The 16,170-nt window shown below is 33.3% G+C and carries 19 protein-coding genes; 7 read left to right on the top strand and 12 right to left on the bottom strand.

The genetic code is table 11. The features are described 5' to 3' along the window. Positions 1-14: 14 nt before the first annotated feature. From V7719_RS09240 to V7719_RS09280, 9 genes are all read right to left on the bottom strand, one after another. The gene (locus tag V7719_RS09240; protein ID WP_335729606.1) at positions 15-590 is read right to left on the bottom strand and encodes a HupE/UreJ family protein; all 576 of its coding nucleotides are present in this window, start codon (positions 588-590) and stop codon (positions 15-17) included. 12 nt (positions 591-602) lie between these two features. After that, positions 603-1,121, bottom strand: a complete 519-nt coding sequence (locus V7719_RS09245; protein WP_335729607.1) for an IS1096 element passenger TnpR family protein — start codon at positions 1,119-1,121, stop codon at positions 603-605. Positions 1,122-1,159: 38 nt separating this feature from the next. After that, a complete protein-coding gene (locus V7719_RS09250; protein WP_335729608.1) occupies positions 1,160-2,179 on the bottom strand; it encodes a COX15/CtaA family protein in 1,020 nt (339 codons plus the stop codon). Further along, positions 2,176-2,631: a GNAT family N-acetyltransferase gene (locus tag V7719_RS09255; RefSeq protein ID WP_335729609.1), complete on the bottom strand. Its 456-nt coding sequence runs from the start codon at positions 2,629-2,631 to the stop codon at positions 2,176-2,178. Before V7719_RS09255 ends, V7719_RS09250 begins: the two co-directional genes overlap by 4 nt. 2 nt (positions 2,632-2,633) lie before the next feature. Then, positions 2,634-4,052: a CCA tRNA nucleotidyltransferase gene (locus V7719_RS09260; protein WP_442969070.1), complete on the bottom strand. Its 1,419-nt coding sequence runs from the start codon at positions 4,050-4,052 to the stop codon at positions 2,634-2,636. 39 nt (positions 4,053-4,091) lie between these two features. Further along, complete coding sequence (locus V7719_RS09265) at positions 4,092-4,667, bottom strand: L-threonylcarbamoyladenylate synthase (RefSeq protein WP_335729611.1); 576 nt, start codon at positions 4,665-4,667, stop codon at positions 4,092-4,094. Continuing rightward, the gene (locus tag V7719_RS09270; RefSeq protein ID WP_335729612.1) at positions 4,657-5,838 is read right to left on the bottom strand and encodes a glycosyltransferase family 4 protein; all 1,182 of its coding nucleotides are present in this window, start codon (positions 5,836-5,838) and stop codon (positions 4,657-4,659) included. Before V7719_RS09270 ends, V7719_RS09265 begins: the two co-directional genes overlap by 11 nt. Before the next feature lie 165 nt (positions 5,839-6,003). After that, on the bottom strand, positions 6,004-6,969 hold the full coding sequence (locus V7719_RS09275) for a hypothetical protein (RefSeq protein WP_335729613.1): 966 nt from the start codon (positions 6,967-6,969) through the stop codon (positions 6,004-6,006). Further along, positions 6,959-8,074, bottom strand: a complete 1,116-nt coding sequence (locus tag V7719_RS09280) for a glycosyltransferase family 4 protein (protein ID WP_335729614.1) — start codon at positions 8,072-8,074, stop codon at positions 6,959-6,961. The genes V7719_RS09275 and V7719_RS09280 overlap by 11 nt, the downstream gene beginning before the upstream one ends. Positions 8,075-8,143: 69 nt before the next feature. Here V7719_RS09280 and V7719_RS09285 point away from each other — a divergent pair, with 69 nt between their 5' ends. Together V7719_RS09285 and V7719_RS09290 are read left to right on the top strand one after the other, a co-directional pair. Next, complete coding sequence (locus V7719_RS09285) at positions 8,144-8,989, top strand: glycosyltransferase family 2 protein (RefSeq protein WP_335729615.1); 846 nt, start codon at positions 8,144-8,146, stop codon at positions 8,987-8,989. Continuing rightward, complete coding sequence (locus V7719_RS09290; protein ID WP_335729616.1) at positions 8,982-9,752, top strand: Kdo domain containing protein; 771 nt, start codon at positions 8,982-8,984, stop codon at positions 9,750-9,752. Before V7719_RS09285 ends, V7719_RS09290 begins: the two co-directional genes overlap by 8 nt. Here V7719_RS09290 and V7719_RS09295 read toward each other — a convergent pair. Next, entirely contained in the window at positions 9,729-10,502 is a 774-nt protein-coding gene (locus tag V7719_RS09295) for a glycosyltransferase family 2 protein (protein WP_335729617.1), read from the bottom strand. The genes V7719_RS09290 and V7719_RS09295 overlap by 24 nt on opposite strands. A gap of 50 nt (positions 10,503-10,552) precedes the next feature. Here V7719_RS09295 and V7719_RS09300 point away from each other — a divergent pair, with 50 nt between their 5' ends. Further along, a complete protein-coding gene (locus V7719_RS09300) occupies positions 10,553-11,374 on the top strand; it encodes a glycosyltransferase family 2 protein (protein WP_335729618.1) in 822 nt (273 codons plus the stop codon). Here V7719_RS09300 and V7719_RS09305 read toward each other — a convergent pair. Next, on the bottom strand, positions 11,371-12,429 hold the full coding sequence (locus V7719_RS09305; RefSeq protein ID WP_335729619.1) for a glycosyltransferase family 9 protein: 1,059 nt from the start codon (positions 12,427-12,429) through the stop codon (positions 11,371-11,373). The genes V7719_RS09300 and V7719_RS09305 overlap by 4 nt on opposite strands. 30 nt (positions 12,430-12,459) lie before the next feature. Further along, entirely contained in the window at positions 12,460-13,275 is an 816-nt protein-coding gene (locus tag V7719_RS09310; protein ID WP_335729620.1) for a 2,3,4,5-tetrahydropyridine-2,6-dicarboxylate N-succinyltransferase, read from the bottom strand. Between the two features lie 471 nt (positions 13,276-13,746). Here V7719_RS09310 and ruvX point away from each other — a divergent pair, with 471 nt between their 5' ends. From ruvX to mazG, 4 genes are all read left to right on the top strand, one after another. After that, positions 13,747-14,160 (top strand): Holliday junction resolvase RuvX, encoded by a 414-nt coding sequence (gene ruvX, locus V7719_RS09315; RefSeq protein ID WP_335729621.1) that lies wholly within the window; start codon positions 13,747-13,749, stop codon positions 14,158-14,160. 65 nt (positions 14,161-14,225) lie between these two features. After that, complete coding sequence (def, locus tag V7719_RS09320; protein ID WP_335729622.1) at positions 14,226-14,816, top strand: peptide deformylase; 591 nt, start codon at positions 14,226-14,228, stop codon at positions 14,814-14,816. Positions 14,817-14,833: 17 nt separating this feature from the next. After that, positions 14,834-15,259: a DUF5606 family protein gene (locus V7719_RS09325; protein WP_335729623.1), complete on the top strand. Its 426-nt coding sequence runs from the start codon at positions 14,834-14,836 to the stop codon at positions 15,257-15,259. Between the two features lie 99 nt (positions 15,260-15,358). Further along, entirely contained in the window at positions 15,359-16,132 is a 774-nt protein-coding gene (mazG, locus tag V7719_RS09330) for a nucleoside triphosphate pyrophosphohydrolase (protein WP_335729624.1), read from the top strand. Positions 16,133-16,170: the final 38 nt, after the last annotated feature.

Here is a 16,170-nt window from a genome sequence, read left to right on the forward strand (position 1 = left end):
TTAGTTCGAGTAATTTACTCAAAAAGCATTTTTAAAACTAAAAGACATATTGAGACGTTCACAAGTAATCGAACCCATTTAATATTTGATTTTAGTAAAAGATAAAACAAAGAAATAATAGCTAAAAAACCAGTTACGATTAACAGTTGGGCAAGCTCTATACCAATATTGAATCCAAGTAATGGTAAAACAATAGAGTCGTCATCAAAAATCATAATTCTAATATAGTTGGAAAACCCTAGACCATGAATCAATCCGAAAGCCAATAAAAGGATATAGGTTGTTGTGAGTTGGGTTTTTGATGCTTTGTCTTTTAGGAGAATCCAAAAATTATTTAGACAGCTCAAAAGAATGGTAATCGGTATTAAAAATTCTACCAAATCTGAGTTGATTGATACGATCTCTAATCCAGATAGAAACAGAGCAATAGAATGACCTAATGTAAATGCAGTAACAAGTCCAAGGATTTTTTTCCAATCTTTAAAGGTATAAAGAATGCAAAACGAAATAATAAAGTAGAAATGATCCAGACCATCAGGATCTAAAATATGATTAACACCTTCTTTTAAATAAAACCAAAAGTCGGTCATAGGATAAGGGTCTTAATTCCAGTTTTCTTCAAAGTCAAGATCTTCGTAGTCGTCGGTATCCATTTCATCACCAAACTCGTTAAAATCATCATCAAGATTTTCTGTTTCAAATGTTTTCTCAGGTGCTGTGTCAGGTATTTGTCCGTGAACAAACATAAGATTTGGATAATCAGTGCCTTCGGCTTCTTCAATAATTTCGGCAAGCTCGACTAAAAACGTCCACATACTCAAAAAATCGTAAACATAGATCAGTTTAGTTTGTGATTGATTTACGACAGTATTAAGTAGTGTCTCACTCATGGTCCTAATAGTGTCATGACCTTCACTCACATCAAACATAGAGATTTCCTCACCTTGTTCCCAATCCTCGTTACTTACATAAAATGACGCCATTTCTAGTCCGTCAAACCCAAAAGATTGGGTAATAGCATTATGTAAATCTTCGAGAGAATCGGTTTCACGAATTTCAATATCTCTAAAGATATCGTCTTCGTTATCATGGTCAAGGATGGCTCTAAATCTGTAAATCATTGTAATTATTTATGCTGCAAAGGTATGCTTTTTTTGATTTATTTACTGAAACGATGCAACGTAAATGTCATAGCACTTAACAAGAAAAAAGCACCTACTTGATGGGCTACACCTAACCAAACAGGTACGCCTAACAAAATGGTTAAAACGCCTAATACAAATTGAAGTCCAACAAGTACGAGTAATGCCTTAATTGCTTTGTTTTGGTATACTGTTTTGTCTAATTTTCTTGAAGATTTCCAAATTAAAAACACCATCAGAACAACTATATAGGCAAGAATTCGATGGGCAAACTGTACACCACTTCTACCTTCTATAAAGTTTTTATAAAGCGGACTTTGTTCTATGTATACGGTTTCATGTATAAATTTGCCTTCATTCATCATAGGCCAATGATTGTGTATGAAACCAGCATCTAATCCAGCAACAAAGGCACCATAAATAATTTGAAGGAGTAGTATGCCTAATCCAAATCGTACAAGTGTCCTGAATTTTTTATTAATCTGTTTTTTGTTTGGAAACATTAAATCTAAAGCGACCCAAAACGTGTAGGCAAAGGTTATAAATGCTGTAGTGAGATGCGCTGCTAATCTGTAATGACTTACATCCGGATCATCAACTAAACCGCTTTTTACCATATACCAGCCTAAAAATCCTTGAAAAGCACCTAGCCCAAGTAAAATAATGGATTTTTTTATTGTTGATTTAGAGAGTTGTTTTTTGATGAGAAAGTATAGGAAAGGAAGAAAAAACACCAGACCAATAAAACGGCCTAAAACACGATGTGACCATTCCCAAAAATAAATGTCTTTAAAATCTTGAAGTGAAAAGTGATTGTTTAGTTTTTGATATTCTGGGTATTCTTTATAAAGATCAAAAGCGTCTTGCCATTCAATCTCATTCATTGGAGGAATTGTACCTGAAATAAGCTTGTAATTAGAAATAGATAAACCAGAATGGGTTAATCTAGTTATACCACCAACAATAACCATGATGAAAATTAAGATGCAACCTGTGAGTAACCAATAAGTGACTTTTCTGTTATCCTTTTTATTCATTTTATTAATCCTTTTTCAAAACACAAACTATTATCCATATTTATGTATTGACCATAGTTCGGGATACTTTTGTAATTATTTTTTTTATAGAATCGAACCGCTTCTTTTTGGCGTATTCCTGTTTCTAAAATACATGAAACATACGCTTGTTCTGAAGCCCAAGTTTCTAATGAATTTAAAATTTCAGTAGCGATGCCTTGACCACGAGCCGATGGTTTTGTATACATACGTTTGATTTCTACACTTGAGTTTCCGAATTTTTTAAAGGCTCCACAACCCATAGCTTCACCATCAGTATAGGCGACAATAACATGGTTTAAAACAGCAATTCCGTTAAACTGGTTATAGAATTCATGCTCATCTCCATCGGTTGTTTTTAGATAAGCATCAAGCCCTTTTACTAGATGTATGAAGTCTTTATTACTAGAATTTGTTCTAACGACTTCAATCATAATCACGAATTTACTTTAAGACCTAATCGTTGACCTTCTTTTACCATTAATTCATATGCAGCTTCGTATTCATTTGGAATATCGCCTTCTAAAATAGCTTCTTTAATAACCTCTTTAATTTGACCAATTTCCCTTGATGGTTTTAATCCAAACGTCTTCATGATTTCTTCTCCTGAAATTGGCGGTTGGAAATTGCGAATATGGTCACGTGCTTCAACTTCATCTATTTTCTCACGAACTATTTTAAAGTTATTATGATACTTATTGAATTTTTTTGAATTCTTCGTCGTAATATCTGCTTCGCACAAGGTCATTAAATCTTCAACATAATCTCCAGCATCAAAAACCAGGCGTCGTACTGCAGAATCCGTAACAATATCCTGAGCCAAAACAATTGGTCGCGAACTCATAAATACCATTTTTTGAACAAATTTCATTTTGTCATTTAAGGGCATTTTTAATCGCTTAAACAAATGATACACCATTTTGGCGCCTTCAAATTCGTGTGCATGAAAGGTCCAGCCTACTTTTTTACTAAACTTCTTTGTTGGTGCCTTTCCAATATCGTGTAATAGTGCAGCCCAACGTAGCCAAAGGTTATCTGTTGTTGGGGCAATATTATCAACAACTTCTAAAGTGTGATAAAAATTGTCCTTATGTGTTTGTCCTTCAACTTCATCAATACCCTTAAGTGCTGTTATTTCAGGTAAAATGTAGTCTAGAAGACCTGTTTTTTCTAAATGTAAAAACCCTATAGACGGTTTAGCGCTTTCAATAATTTTATTGAGTTCTACAACAATACGTTCGTTTGTTATGATTTTAATGCGTTCGTTGTTTCGAGAAACAGCTTTTAAGGATTCAACTTCAATCGTGAAATTAAGTTGTGAGGCAAATCTTATGGCGCGCATCATACGCAAGGGATCATCACTATACGTGATGTCTGGGTCCAAAGGTGTGCGAATGATTTTATCTTCTAAATCTTTTATGCCATTGAAAGGGTCTAACAGATTTCCGAAGTCAGTTTCAGATAAATTTAAAGCCATTGCATTGATGGTAAAGTCACGACGATTTTGGTCGTCTTGGAGCGTGCCATTTTCGACAACTGGATTTCTACTATCTTCGTTATAGGACTCTTTTCGAGCACCAACAAATTCGATATCCATATCATTATAAACCAACATTGCTGTTCCGTAGGTTTTAAATACTTGAACTTTAGGTTGGTTAGGTAAATTTTCAGAGACTTGTTTTGCAAGTGCAATACCGCTGCCAATGGCAACTATATCAATATCCTTATGTTCACCACGATTCAAAATGAAATCACGAACAAATCCACCAATAACGTAGCTGTCAACTCCTAATTCTTTGGCAGATTTGGAGATGACTTTGAATATATCGTTATGTAAAGCTTCTTTAAAAGTTATCTTAGACATTTGCATTCGTGTATTCGTGGCGCAAAAAGTCTATTCGCGTATAATTTTCACCATTCCATCATTACTTAATTTGATAATTGTAGATGGTTGTGATTGACTTTTTTCGTTTTGCAAATTTACGACATAGTCTACACCTTTTAAAATCTCGTCACTTATTTCTTTGAATGATTTTGGACTTGGTTGACCACTAATATTTGCAGATGTTGAAACCAGCGGTTTTTTAAAATACTTGATTAACTTCTCACAGAATTTATTTTTAACAACTCTTATGGCTAAAGTATTGTCTTTTCCAATTAAATTTTCTGCAACTCCAGCTGGATTATCATAAATAATGGTTGTTGGTTTTACAGCAATATCAAGAATTGTATAGGCCATATTGGGTACATTATCTACATGTCTCTCTAGCATAGCATAATTATTAACCAAGCATAGTAAGGCATTAGAATCATCACGTTGCTTAAGCTTGTACACTTTTTTTACAGCTTCATAATTGGTCGCATCGCAGCCAATTCCCCAAACAGTATCCGTCAGGTAGAGAATAAGTCCGCCTTGTTTAAGTATTTGAAGTGTTATTTCGAGTTCTATTTGAAGTTGTTCAGGTGTCATTTTTGTTTAATATGTTTTTATAATACGCCATTGATTTTTGAACCATGATGTCTTTAGTGAACAAATTTAAAATGTGCTCACGAGCATTTTTTGAAATACGTTTTTTTTCTTCGGTATTGGTAAAGATAAGACTTATGTATTTCGAATAATCCTCTTGAGATTCAGCAATAAATCCGTTTTCATTAGTTGTAATAATTTCTTTAAATGCAGGAATGTTGGAGGCAATAACTGGTTTTTGTAATGCCATAGCTTCTTCAATGGCTAAACTAAAGTTTTCATTTAATGATGGGAACACACAAACCGTTGCTTGAGATAATAAATCTGGAAGTTCATGCATTTGCTTGACACCATAATAAGTCATATTTATTTTAGCCTTTTCAGATAAAATAGTGCTCTTTACATGTTCTAAAAAATCGACACCTCTTCCTATTAAATGCAAGGTTGCTTTGGGATGATTTTCAACAATAGTATTAAAAACTTCACATAAAATACAGACACCTTTAGCTTTTGAAAGTGTACCGAAATAGAAAATTGATTGCTCTATTTCGCTCACCTGCAAATTTGGAGAAAATAAATTAGCATCAATGCCATTATGGATAACTTTATCAATGTCAACATTGTAAATCTCTTTGACAGCATTAGCTGAGAACTTTGAAACTGCAACAGTATGAGCTGTGTTTTCAAGTGCCAATTGCTCCATATAGATTTTATGTTCTTCTTTTTTTGCACCTAGATAATGATGCCAAAAACCACGTGAACCATGAAACCTAATAACTAAAGGGATAGAATTGTCCCAATAGGCTGTGAACCCATTAAACACAAAAGATTCAATGATATCAATATTGTTTTTCACACAATAACGTTTAAGCTGTTTGGCTAGATATTGACGTTCTTTTTTGAGAAAATAGCGTTCAGTATTTTTAATGTTTAGTTTGCCGTTTAGAGATCTTAGAAATTCAGAAAACGGAAACTGCTTCGAATATTTTTTAAAGAATTTGAATGTAATTTGCTCATCTTTAAAATCTATTGATTGCTTTGAGAATCCATAAACATGAACTTCGTGACCTTCTTTTATCATGGTAGTGGCCATTGTTTTTAAAAATGATCCAACGCCACCACTTGATGGAAGTTTTGGATGGGAATATTCATTTGTAAAAAAAACGATTTTCATGTGTGCTAAGTAACGTTTGTGATTTTCAACAACAGCTATTAGTCGTTAATTACGTTTTGTAAATTTACAACATATGAGACATCTTTTAAAATCTCCGAACTTATTTATTTTAATGCTTAAATAGTCACTGAAAACTTTAAGTTTTTTGACTAATGTGACAGTTGGTTAAACTTTATGGTCATCTATAATTGTACTTATCCAATTAGTGTAATGGTATTTTTGAATAAGCGAAACAGGTAAAGCTTCATATGGGGTCGTGAAGAAATCTTCAGGAATATTAACAGGTGTATTGGGCTCTATAACATAAATATTTTTTGGGTTGTAGAAATCATAAGTTTTAATGTCTTGATTAGATGTGATTAATTTTTTATTGAAAAACAGACTCTCAGAAACTCTAAAGGTAAGACCATCTTGAATTCCATATTTATGAATATCTACAATTAGTTTGCATTTACTAATATGCTCTAATACTTGTTTATTGTTTTGTCTTTCTGTAATGAAAGTAAACAGTTCGGATTTAGGTTGTTCTTTATCTGAATGCACCAAAAAGTTAAATTTCTTATTGTGCTTTTTAAAAAATAAGGAAACTTGCTCCAAAGTCTCTAAACGATAGTCTTTAGACATAATCGTGAAGGCGTCATATTCAATTGGGTTAGAATTAAAATAGTCGTCTAAATAAATAAAGTTAGTTAGAAAATTGAGCTTATAATTATAAACATCCTTTTTCTCATAAGTATACACTTTATCAAAAAAGTGAACCACATCTTTTTTTCGCAGAATATTGTTTATTGAATCGTGATAATAGGCAATAAAGTGTTTAGTCCGGCTTTTTAATTTTATTAACTGAGAGTCAAAAAACAAGTCTGGTCTTACGATGATAATATAGTCATACGTTTTTCCTTGAGTAGATTCTACAATAGGTTGAAGTTTGTAGTAGTTTTTAAGTTTCTGCTTTTTTAAAACTTTATATAGCACTGAATGTAAACGCTGAAATAAGTTTTTATACTTAAATTTAATGTTGGCAACATTATGAAATTCTACATCACTAAAATGTTCACTTAAGCCTTTCGCAATATTATCGTAGTAACCGCTTAAATCGAAGGTGATAAAGAGTGCTTTCTTATCTTTCATATTGATTAGCTACTGTTTTAAGTTCCTCATAAAACTTTTGTGAAATGACATCTTTTGTAAAGTTGTCCTTTAAATGTTGGTAGCCATTTTCAATTAATTCTTTCTGAAGTCTTTCATCGTTAATTAATAACTCTACTTTATCCGCAAAATCTATTGGGTTACCAACTTCAGCTAGCAGGCCTGTTTTTTTATCTACAATTACTTCAGGAATTCCACCAGCATTAGCAGCAACTATTGGAACTTTACAGGCATACGACTCTAATAAAACACCTCCTGTTGGTTCATTATTAGATGTAAACATGAACAAATCAAACTCTGGAAGCAGTTCAGGTATGTCTTTTCTGAAACCAGCGAAGATGATATGATCGTTTAATTTTTTATCAGTGACATAGTGTTTAATTTCTTCTTCTAATTCGCCAATACCAACCAAAATATATTTTGCTTTTACGGTTTGACGCTTCACTAATAACTCAACAGTATCTACCCAAGTGTAATGATCTTTAAAACCTGTGAAAGCTGCTATGTTTCCTATAAGTTTGTAATCTTTTGGTATATTGAATTGCTCGTGCAACATTCCGTTAGGAGCTTGTTTTTTAAATTTAGATAGGTCTGTAACGCTACCTATTATACTCAATTTGCTGTGGTCTTTAACCGCGAATTTTAGTACATCTACCACTGCTTGAGATACACAAAGAATTTTCTTTATGCCTTTATAATTGTATTTCCATTTACGGAGAGCATTGGTGTCTACACGTCTTATCAAGGTTCTGCATAATACTAAAGGCGCTGACATTTTATAAAATTTATGTGATAAAACGGCTAGTGTATGTGCTGTGCTATTATGCATTAAAACAACATCAATATCTTTTTCTTTGACAATTTTTGCTAATTGTTTTGCGAATTTAAAATCGTATTCCGATTTAATATCGAACCCAATCACTTGCATTCCTTTTTCTGTAGCAACATCATAAATAGGTGTGTTTTTTGCACAAACAATATATTGATCTTCAAACGTATTATTATCTCTATAAGCTTCATAGAGGTAGATGATTTTTTGTTCGTGACCTCGCCAAACAGGTGATGCTGTGATTTGTAATAATTTCATGGATTGCTACTGTAGAAATTTTATATGTTGCAAAGTAACCAAAAAAAGAATTAACAATATATAGTTGGTTTGAGTTCAATACATAAAAGTTGTAGTTTTGCGCTAATGAAATCACAAGCGCATATAAAAACTTCATTGGTTATTTCTACATATAATTGGAAGGAAGCCCTAGAGTTGGTACTTAAAAGTGTGCTCAAGCAAAAAATAATGCCTTCGGAAATTGTTATTGCTGATGATGGTTCTAAAGAAGATACCAAGACACTTATAGAAACCTATAAAGCGAAGTTCGATATTCCTTTGCATCATGTATGGCAAGAAGATGACGGATTTAGAAAATCGATGATTATCAACAAAGCTGTTGCTAAAGCGCAAGGTGATTACATTATTCAGGTTGATGGTGATTGCATTATGCATCCATCATTTATCAAAGATCATTTACGTTATGCTAGACAAGGTGTTTATTTATCAGGGAGTCGAGTGACCATTAAGGAATCTTCTTTAAAGTCAATTTTCGAAAAACAGAAAACACGATACCATATGTTTTCGAAAGGGTTAAAAAAAAGAGGGAGAGCATTTCATCTACCAATTTTGAGTACGTTTTATAAAGAAAGTGAAGGTTTTAACCTCAAAAATAGAGGCTGTAATATGTCATTTACCCGAGAAGATTTTATAGCGGTTAATGGATATAATGAGGATTTTGAAGGTTGGGGAAGAGAAGATTCAGAGTTGGGAAGACGTTTTTATAATTATGGATTACTAAACAGAAGATTGAAGAATATCGCTGTCATTTATCATATTTACCATTATGAAAAACCAAAAGATAAATTAGATGAAAACCATCAAATGGAAGTTGATGCTGTTAAGAATAAAACGGTTTGGTGCGAACACGGAATTGATAAATATTTAAGTGAGTAGAACTAAGAACATACACGAAAATTATAAGCAACACGACGCTTTTTTGGATGATATCATTATTAATTATGATACCAAAGGAGAAGATTTTGGTAACCAAGATCGGAACTCCTTAAAGTTATTCAAGTTAGAGGAAAAGACACTTAATGTAAAGTCGTTTAGAATTCCGAATCTCATTAATCAAATTGCATATCGTTTTTTTAGAAAGAGTAAAGCACAACGTTCGTTTGAATATGGGAAATGGCTCCAAAGTTTAGATATAGGAACACCACAACCTGTGGCTTATTACGAATTTAAAACCTGGTTTTTATTCAAAAAAAGTTACTATATAAGTGAGCAGTTGGATTGTGATTTGACCTATCGCGAACTTACCACAGATTTTGAATATCCTAATCACGAGGAAATTTTAAGAGCGTTTACACGATTTACATTTAGTTTGCATGAAAAAAAGGTGCATTTCCTTGATCATTCTCCAGGTAATACTTTGATTAAGAAAGTAGGAGATGTTTATGAATTTTATTTAGTGGATTTAAACCGAATGGAATTTAAACCTTTAGATTTTGATACGCGAATTAAAAATTTTGCTAAGCTCACCACGCATAAATGGATGGTGGAGATGATGAGTGAGGAATATGCGAAATGTTCAGGTGCAAATTATGAGGAAGTATTTCATTTAATGTGGACATACACTGAAGAATTTCAAAACCGCTATCATAGAAAAAAACGACTCAAAAACAAGATTCTATTTTGGCGTCGTCGCAAGTAAGTGTTCAAGAGCTTTGTATCTGTAAAACACACCATAAGCATTGAGAGTGCAAATTATGTAACCTTCTTTTCCATCCAAAAAACCTAATCTAAAGATATAGTTTGCTAAAAATTTATATGCTGGTTTTACGAAGAAATGAAACCAATTTGGACGTTTTCCCTTTTTTAATAATTCTTGTGCTTTTAATAATCCGTAGTGTTCTGTTTTTTGCTTATAGCTTTCATAATCACTGAATGAATAATGCAACATGTCGTGTTTTAAAACTTTGAATTCCCCTTTAAAATCCAGGAGTTCATGCACTAGTTTGTCTTCTCGATATGTAGTAACTCCTTTTCTGAATAATCTAAAAACTTGATCAGTTTGCAATCCGCTAAAACGTATCACTTTATCATTAAACATAAAGCGTCTAGGGATTTTGAAAGCATCAACGCCAGTACTATTTTTTACGGTTTCTACGATCTCTTTTTGGGATTCTGGTGTTAAGCGTTCATCAGCATCAATAAAGAAAACCCATTCACAATTGGCTTGCGCGATGGCAAAGTTGCGTTGGTCTGCAAAGTTTTTAAATTCACGCAGAATAACCTTCACATTATCCATTTCAGATAATTTTTCAAATGTACCATCTGAACTATGAGAGTCAACCACAATGATTTCATCAGCAAAAGCTACATTGTTAATCACTTCTTCAATATGATGTATTTCATTGTAGGTAATCATCAATGCCGATATGTTACTGTTTGTAGTTTTCAAAATGAAATTTAGAATGTGTTTACTGCGTAAAAATAACTATTTTTGAGCCAATGAAAACTATTGATACTTCAGTAATTATTAGTACTTATAATAGCCCAAAGTGGTTACAGAAAGTCCTTTGGAGTTTTGAGCAACAATCCTTCAAAGATTTTGAAGTTGTTATTGCAGATGATGGCTCTGGACCAGAAACCAAAGCTCTGATTGAGACCATGAAAGCTGATGTGAGTTATCCTATTCAGCATATTTGGCATGAAGACAATGGGTTTCAAAAAACCATCATTCTCAATAAAGCGACTGTGGCTGCAAAAGGTCACTATTTGGTATATACTGATGGAGATTGTATCGCAAGAGCCGATTTTTTAGAAGTTCACAACAGTAGAAGGGAAGACGGTTATTTCTTATCTGGTGGATATTTTAAATTGCCAATAGCTATTAGCGAGCTCATTTCAGAAGAAGATGTAAAGACAAAGCGTTGTTTTGATATCAATTGGTTAACATCTCACGGACTCAAATCTTCCTTCAAAAACAATAAGATTACAGCTAAAGGATTTAAACAAAAACTTCTCAATTTACTTACACCAACGACTGCAACCTGGAATGGTCACAATGCTTCTGGTTATAAAAAAGATATTATTGCTGCTAATGGTTATGATGAGCGTATGCAATATGGTGGTGAAGATAGGGAGTTGGGAGAGCGTTTGTTTAATGCTGGACTTAAGGCTAAACAGGTTCGTTATAGTGCTGTTTGCTTGCACCTAGATCATGAAAGAGGTTATGTGAAACCTGAAATGATTGAAAAAAATCTAAAGATAAGAGCGACTACAAAAAGTGATAAGGTGACACGAACACCTTTTGGAATAGAGAAACTTTAAAACTGACTCAAATACGCTTTTAACTTCGGGATAATCAATTTAGGAGGAAAGGTTTCATACAATGAAAAAGCCTCATTTTTCATCTCCTTTAATGACTTGCCTTCATATAATTCGGGTTTCACATCTTTTAGATGAATAGAGACGTGTGTGGTGCCATTATCAAACATATTCCAGGCTTCTTTTAAAATCCATGGCGAGAATATCGTGAATGTAGGAATACGCAATGCTTTAGCCATATTTACTGCACCACCTTCGTTGCCAATTAAGGCTGTACAATGGTGAGTAATTGATAAAAAGTCGCGCAAACTTTTTCCGAAGACCTCAAAATAGGTATGTTTTTTCGTTTCGGCTTTACAAAAATTGTAAACGGTTTTAGCTAAGTGGACTTGCTTCGGGATGTAATTAAATAAAATTTGTCCGTTAGTTTCCTCAACAATAGTATCTATTAAATCGGCCATATGTGGTAACGGATACGTTTTATTCTCTCCACTACCCAATACACTAATCATAAATAAAGGTTTTGATAAATCGATATTGGAGTCGATTAAAAACTGTTTCGAATTTTCAATTTCCTCAGGAGTCAGATACACTTTAGGTTGTAGTTTCTGCGGAATGTCATCACACAACGGTTGTAACAATTGCAATCTATTTTCTACAGCTAAACCTGCATTCGTATTTGGTATTTTAGCTTCTTTAAAGGTATGTGTGTAATAATGCGAAGTGTACCACTTTTTCTTAGAAATCTTGATTTTTGCTCCTGAAAACTTCGTCATTAAATTACTTGAAAACTTAGAGTACACATCAACGACAGCATCATAGTTTTCTTTTTTGATGGCATTTAAAAATGCTAGGAACTTAGATTTGCTCTCTTCCATTTCTGGAGTGACGAATAAAAACTTATCAATAAACGGATTATTTTCAACCACAGGAAATGTATGTGAATTAATCACATAGTGTAGTTCAGCATCTGGATGTTCGGCTTTGAGGGCCTCAAACAAAATGCTTGTGGTGAGCACATCACCAATCATTTTTTGTTGGATGATTAGAATTTTCAAACGTTTTGAGCTTCTTTGTTTTTTAATAGGTTAAACCGCTACATCATACTCACGTAAAGCATCATTTAAAGATGTCTTTTTATTGGTGCTTTCTTTACGTTTCCCAATAATTAAAGCACAAGGCACATTGTATTCTCCGGCTGGAAATTTCTTAGTGTAACTTCCAGGAATTACAACAGAGCGTTCTGGGACTCTACCTTTCATTTCTATAGGTTCGTCACCAGTTACATCTATAATTTTAGTACTCATCGTTAAAACGACATTGGCACCTAAAACAGCTTCTTTCTCTATGCGAACACCTTCTACAACAATACATCGTGAACCAATAAAGGCGCCATCTTCAATAATTACTGGAGCGGCTTGTAATGGTTCTAAAACACCACCAATGCCAACACCACCAGACAGATGCACGTTTTTGCCTATTTGAGCACAACTTCCAACTGTTGCCCAAGTATCTACCATTGTGCCTTCATCAACATAAGCGCCAATATTTACATAACTTGGCATTAAAATCGTTCCAGGGGAAATATAAGCTCCATGACGTGCCACAGCATTTGGGACCACACGAATCCCTTTCTTTTTATAATCGCGTTTTAACGGAATTTTATCATGATACTCAAAAATACCAGCTTCTAGTGTTTCCATTTTTTGAATAGGGAAATACAAGACTACGGCTTTCTTTATCCATTCGTTGACTTGCCATCCATTGTCTGTAGGTTCGGCAACTCTCAAAGTTCCTTCGTCTAATAAATTTATAACACGTCTTATACTATCAATGGTTTCTTGATTCGTTAATAACGAACGATCGTCCCATGCATTTTCTATAGTTTGTTGTAGTTGTTTCATACTGGTCTTTACTTGCTAATGGTACAAAGATAAATCTAAAAATAAATTTTTAACCATTTATTTTAATTGTTCTAATTAGCGCTCTTAAGGAGAGGGCGAAAACTGTTCTTTTTTCGTAGTTCTCGAGAGAGGAAATAAAAAAAATGTGACCTATCAAAAAATGTTGTGTCTTAATTTATGTGAATTATTATTATTCAGACATTTTCCCTAAAATCATGTTTGAAGCTATAATAATTAATAGCTAATTTTTGTAAAAACCCTCCTTCTCCCTTAGGAGGGTTTTTTATTTTTAAAACTAATTGTGACTTATTAAAATTGATTGTGTCTTAATAGTATAACGTGACCTGTTTAAGATAGAGGGTGAACAGTTCATGATTTAATTAATAGTTGATTATTTTGAAACTCTTCTTTGACCTACAAAGAAGAGTTTTTTTGTTTTAGCATTTAACATTATAAGAGTAACTTTGCACAATGGCAAGAATTTTAGCTTTAGACTACGGAACAAAACGAACTGGTATTGCAGTTACAGACGAGTTGCAAATTATTGCATCTGGATTGACAACGGTGGATACAAAAGCGTTGATTTCATTTTTGAAGACCTATACTTCGGAAGAAAATGTTGAATTGTTTATCGTTGGCGAACCTAAGCAAATGAATTATGAAGCCTCTGAAAGTGAAGCTTCCATTACTAAGTTTTTGGAAAAGTTAGCAAAAGCGATTCCTGATATTCCAGTGAAACGAATTGATGAACGATTTACATCTAAAATGGCATTTCAGACGATGATAGATAGCGGACTCAAAAAAAAGCAGCGTCAGGATAAAGCATTGGTTGATGAGATTAGCGCGACTATCATACTGCAAAGTTATTTATATAATCTCTCTTAAAAGCATCTTAAAAATTCTTAAATAGTAATAAGAATCGTATTTTTGCACCCGAAAATTACAATATAATGATATTACCAATTGTTGCTTATGGCGATCCTGTTTTAAGAAAAAAAGCAGTACCCGTTACAAAAGACTATCCTAATCTTGATACGCTTATCGAGAACATGAAAGAAACTATGTATGGTGCTTTTGGTGTTGGCTTGGCAGCACCACAAATTGGTTTGGCTATCCGATTATTTTTAGTAGATACTGAGCCATTTTCTGAAGATGAAGGATATACCGAAGAAGAACAAGAGCAACTTAAAAATTTCCAACGTGTGTTTATTAATGCTGAAATATTAGACGAAGAAGGTGATGAATGGGCTTTTAATGAAGGCTGTTTGAGTATTCCAGATGTAAGAGAAGATGTATTTAGACAACCAAAAGTGACTATCAAATATCAAGATGAAAATTTTAAAACGCATACTGAAGTTTTTGACGGATTAATAGCTAGAGTCGTTCAGCATGAGTACGATCATATTGAAGGGGTTTTATTTACAGATAAAATTTCGTCATTAAAAAAGCGTTTGATTAAGGGGAAATTGGCTAATATTTCCAAAGGAAAAATAAATGTAGATTATAGAATGCGTTTTCCATTGCTAAAAAAGAAGCGTTAATACTGAAAAACATAACAATGAGTTTAGACAAAATACTTTCCATTTCTGGAAAACCAGGATTATACAAAATTGTAGCACAGACACGTAGTGGTTTTGTTGCGGAATCTTTAATCGATAAAAAGAAGATGTCTGTAAGCCTTCACAATAACATTAGTGTTTTAAGTGAAATTGCAGTATATACTTTAACCGAAGAATTACCTCTAAGAGAAGTGCTGAAAAAGATTAGAGATAAAGAGAATGCACAACAAACATCTATAAGTCATAAAGATTCTAAAGATAAGCTTGAAGAATATTTCTTTGAAGTATTGCCAGATTATGATGAAGATCGTGTATACGCTAGTGATATCAAAAAGATTGTACAATGGTACAACTTACTTGAAAAACATGATATGCTAGATGCCATAGATGAAGGCGAGGCAGTTACTGCAGACGAAGAAGAATAAATCTCGTTAATAGATTGTTCATATTAAATGGCTCTCAGAATTTCTATCTGAGAGAAAGCATTGTATTTTTGGGTTTTAAACCAAAAATGACAGCTAAATATGTCCGATAAAACTCAGCAATTAAAAGCTTTTGAACGTCTTCTTATTATCATGGATGAGTTGCGCGAGCAATGTCCTTGGGATAAAAAACAAACCCTTCAAACCCTTCGTCATTTAACTATAGAAGAAGTTTACGAGCTTGGTGACGCCATCCTAGATAACGACTTAGATGAAGTTAAAAAAGAGTTAGGTGATGTGCTACTTCATATCGTGTTTTATTCTAAAATAGGAAGTGAGACTAAAGCCTTCGATATTGGCGATGTTTGCAATAGTATTTGTGATAAACTCATAAGTCGTCATCCTCATATCTACGGAGATGTAATCGTTAATGATGAAGAAGACGTGAAGCGTAATTGGGAGCAATTAAAGCTTAAGGAAGGTAAGACAAGTGTTTTGGAAGGTGTGCCGAAAAGTTTGCCAGCTATGGTAAAAGCCAATAGGATACAAGATAAGGTTGCAGGTGTCGGTTTTGATTGGGAAGAACCACATCAAGTATTTGAAAAAGTAGAAGAGGAACTAGGAGAACTTCAAGAGGAAGTTAACCAAGGCAATCAAGATAGAATTGAAAGCGAGTTTGGTGATGTCTTATTCTCGATGATTAATTATGCACGATTTTTAAAAGTAGATCCCGAAAGCGCACTTGAACGTACCAATAAAAAATTCATTAAACGTTTTCAATATTTAGAGCAAAAATCAAAGGAATTAGAAAAGCCTCTTTCCGAAATGACACTGGCGGAGATGGATATATTTTGGGAAGAAGCAAAAAAAATATAGATTTTTTCTTAATTCGTAATCCAAACAGATAAAACAAT

This window comes from Psychroserpens sp., from assembly GCF_036960315.1.
Taxonomy (GTDB): Bacteria; Bacteroidota; Bacteroidia; order Flavobacteriales; family Flavobacteriaceae; genus Psychroserpens.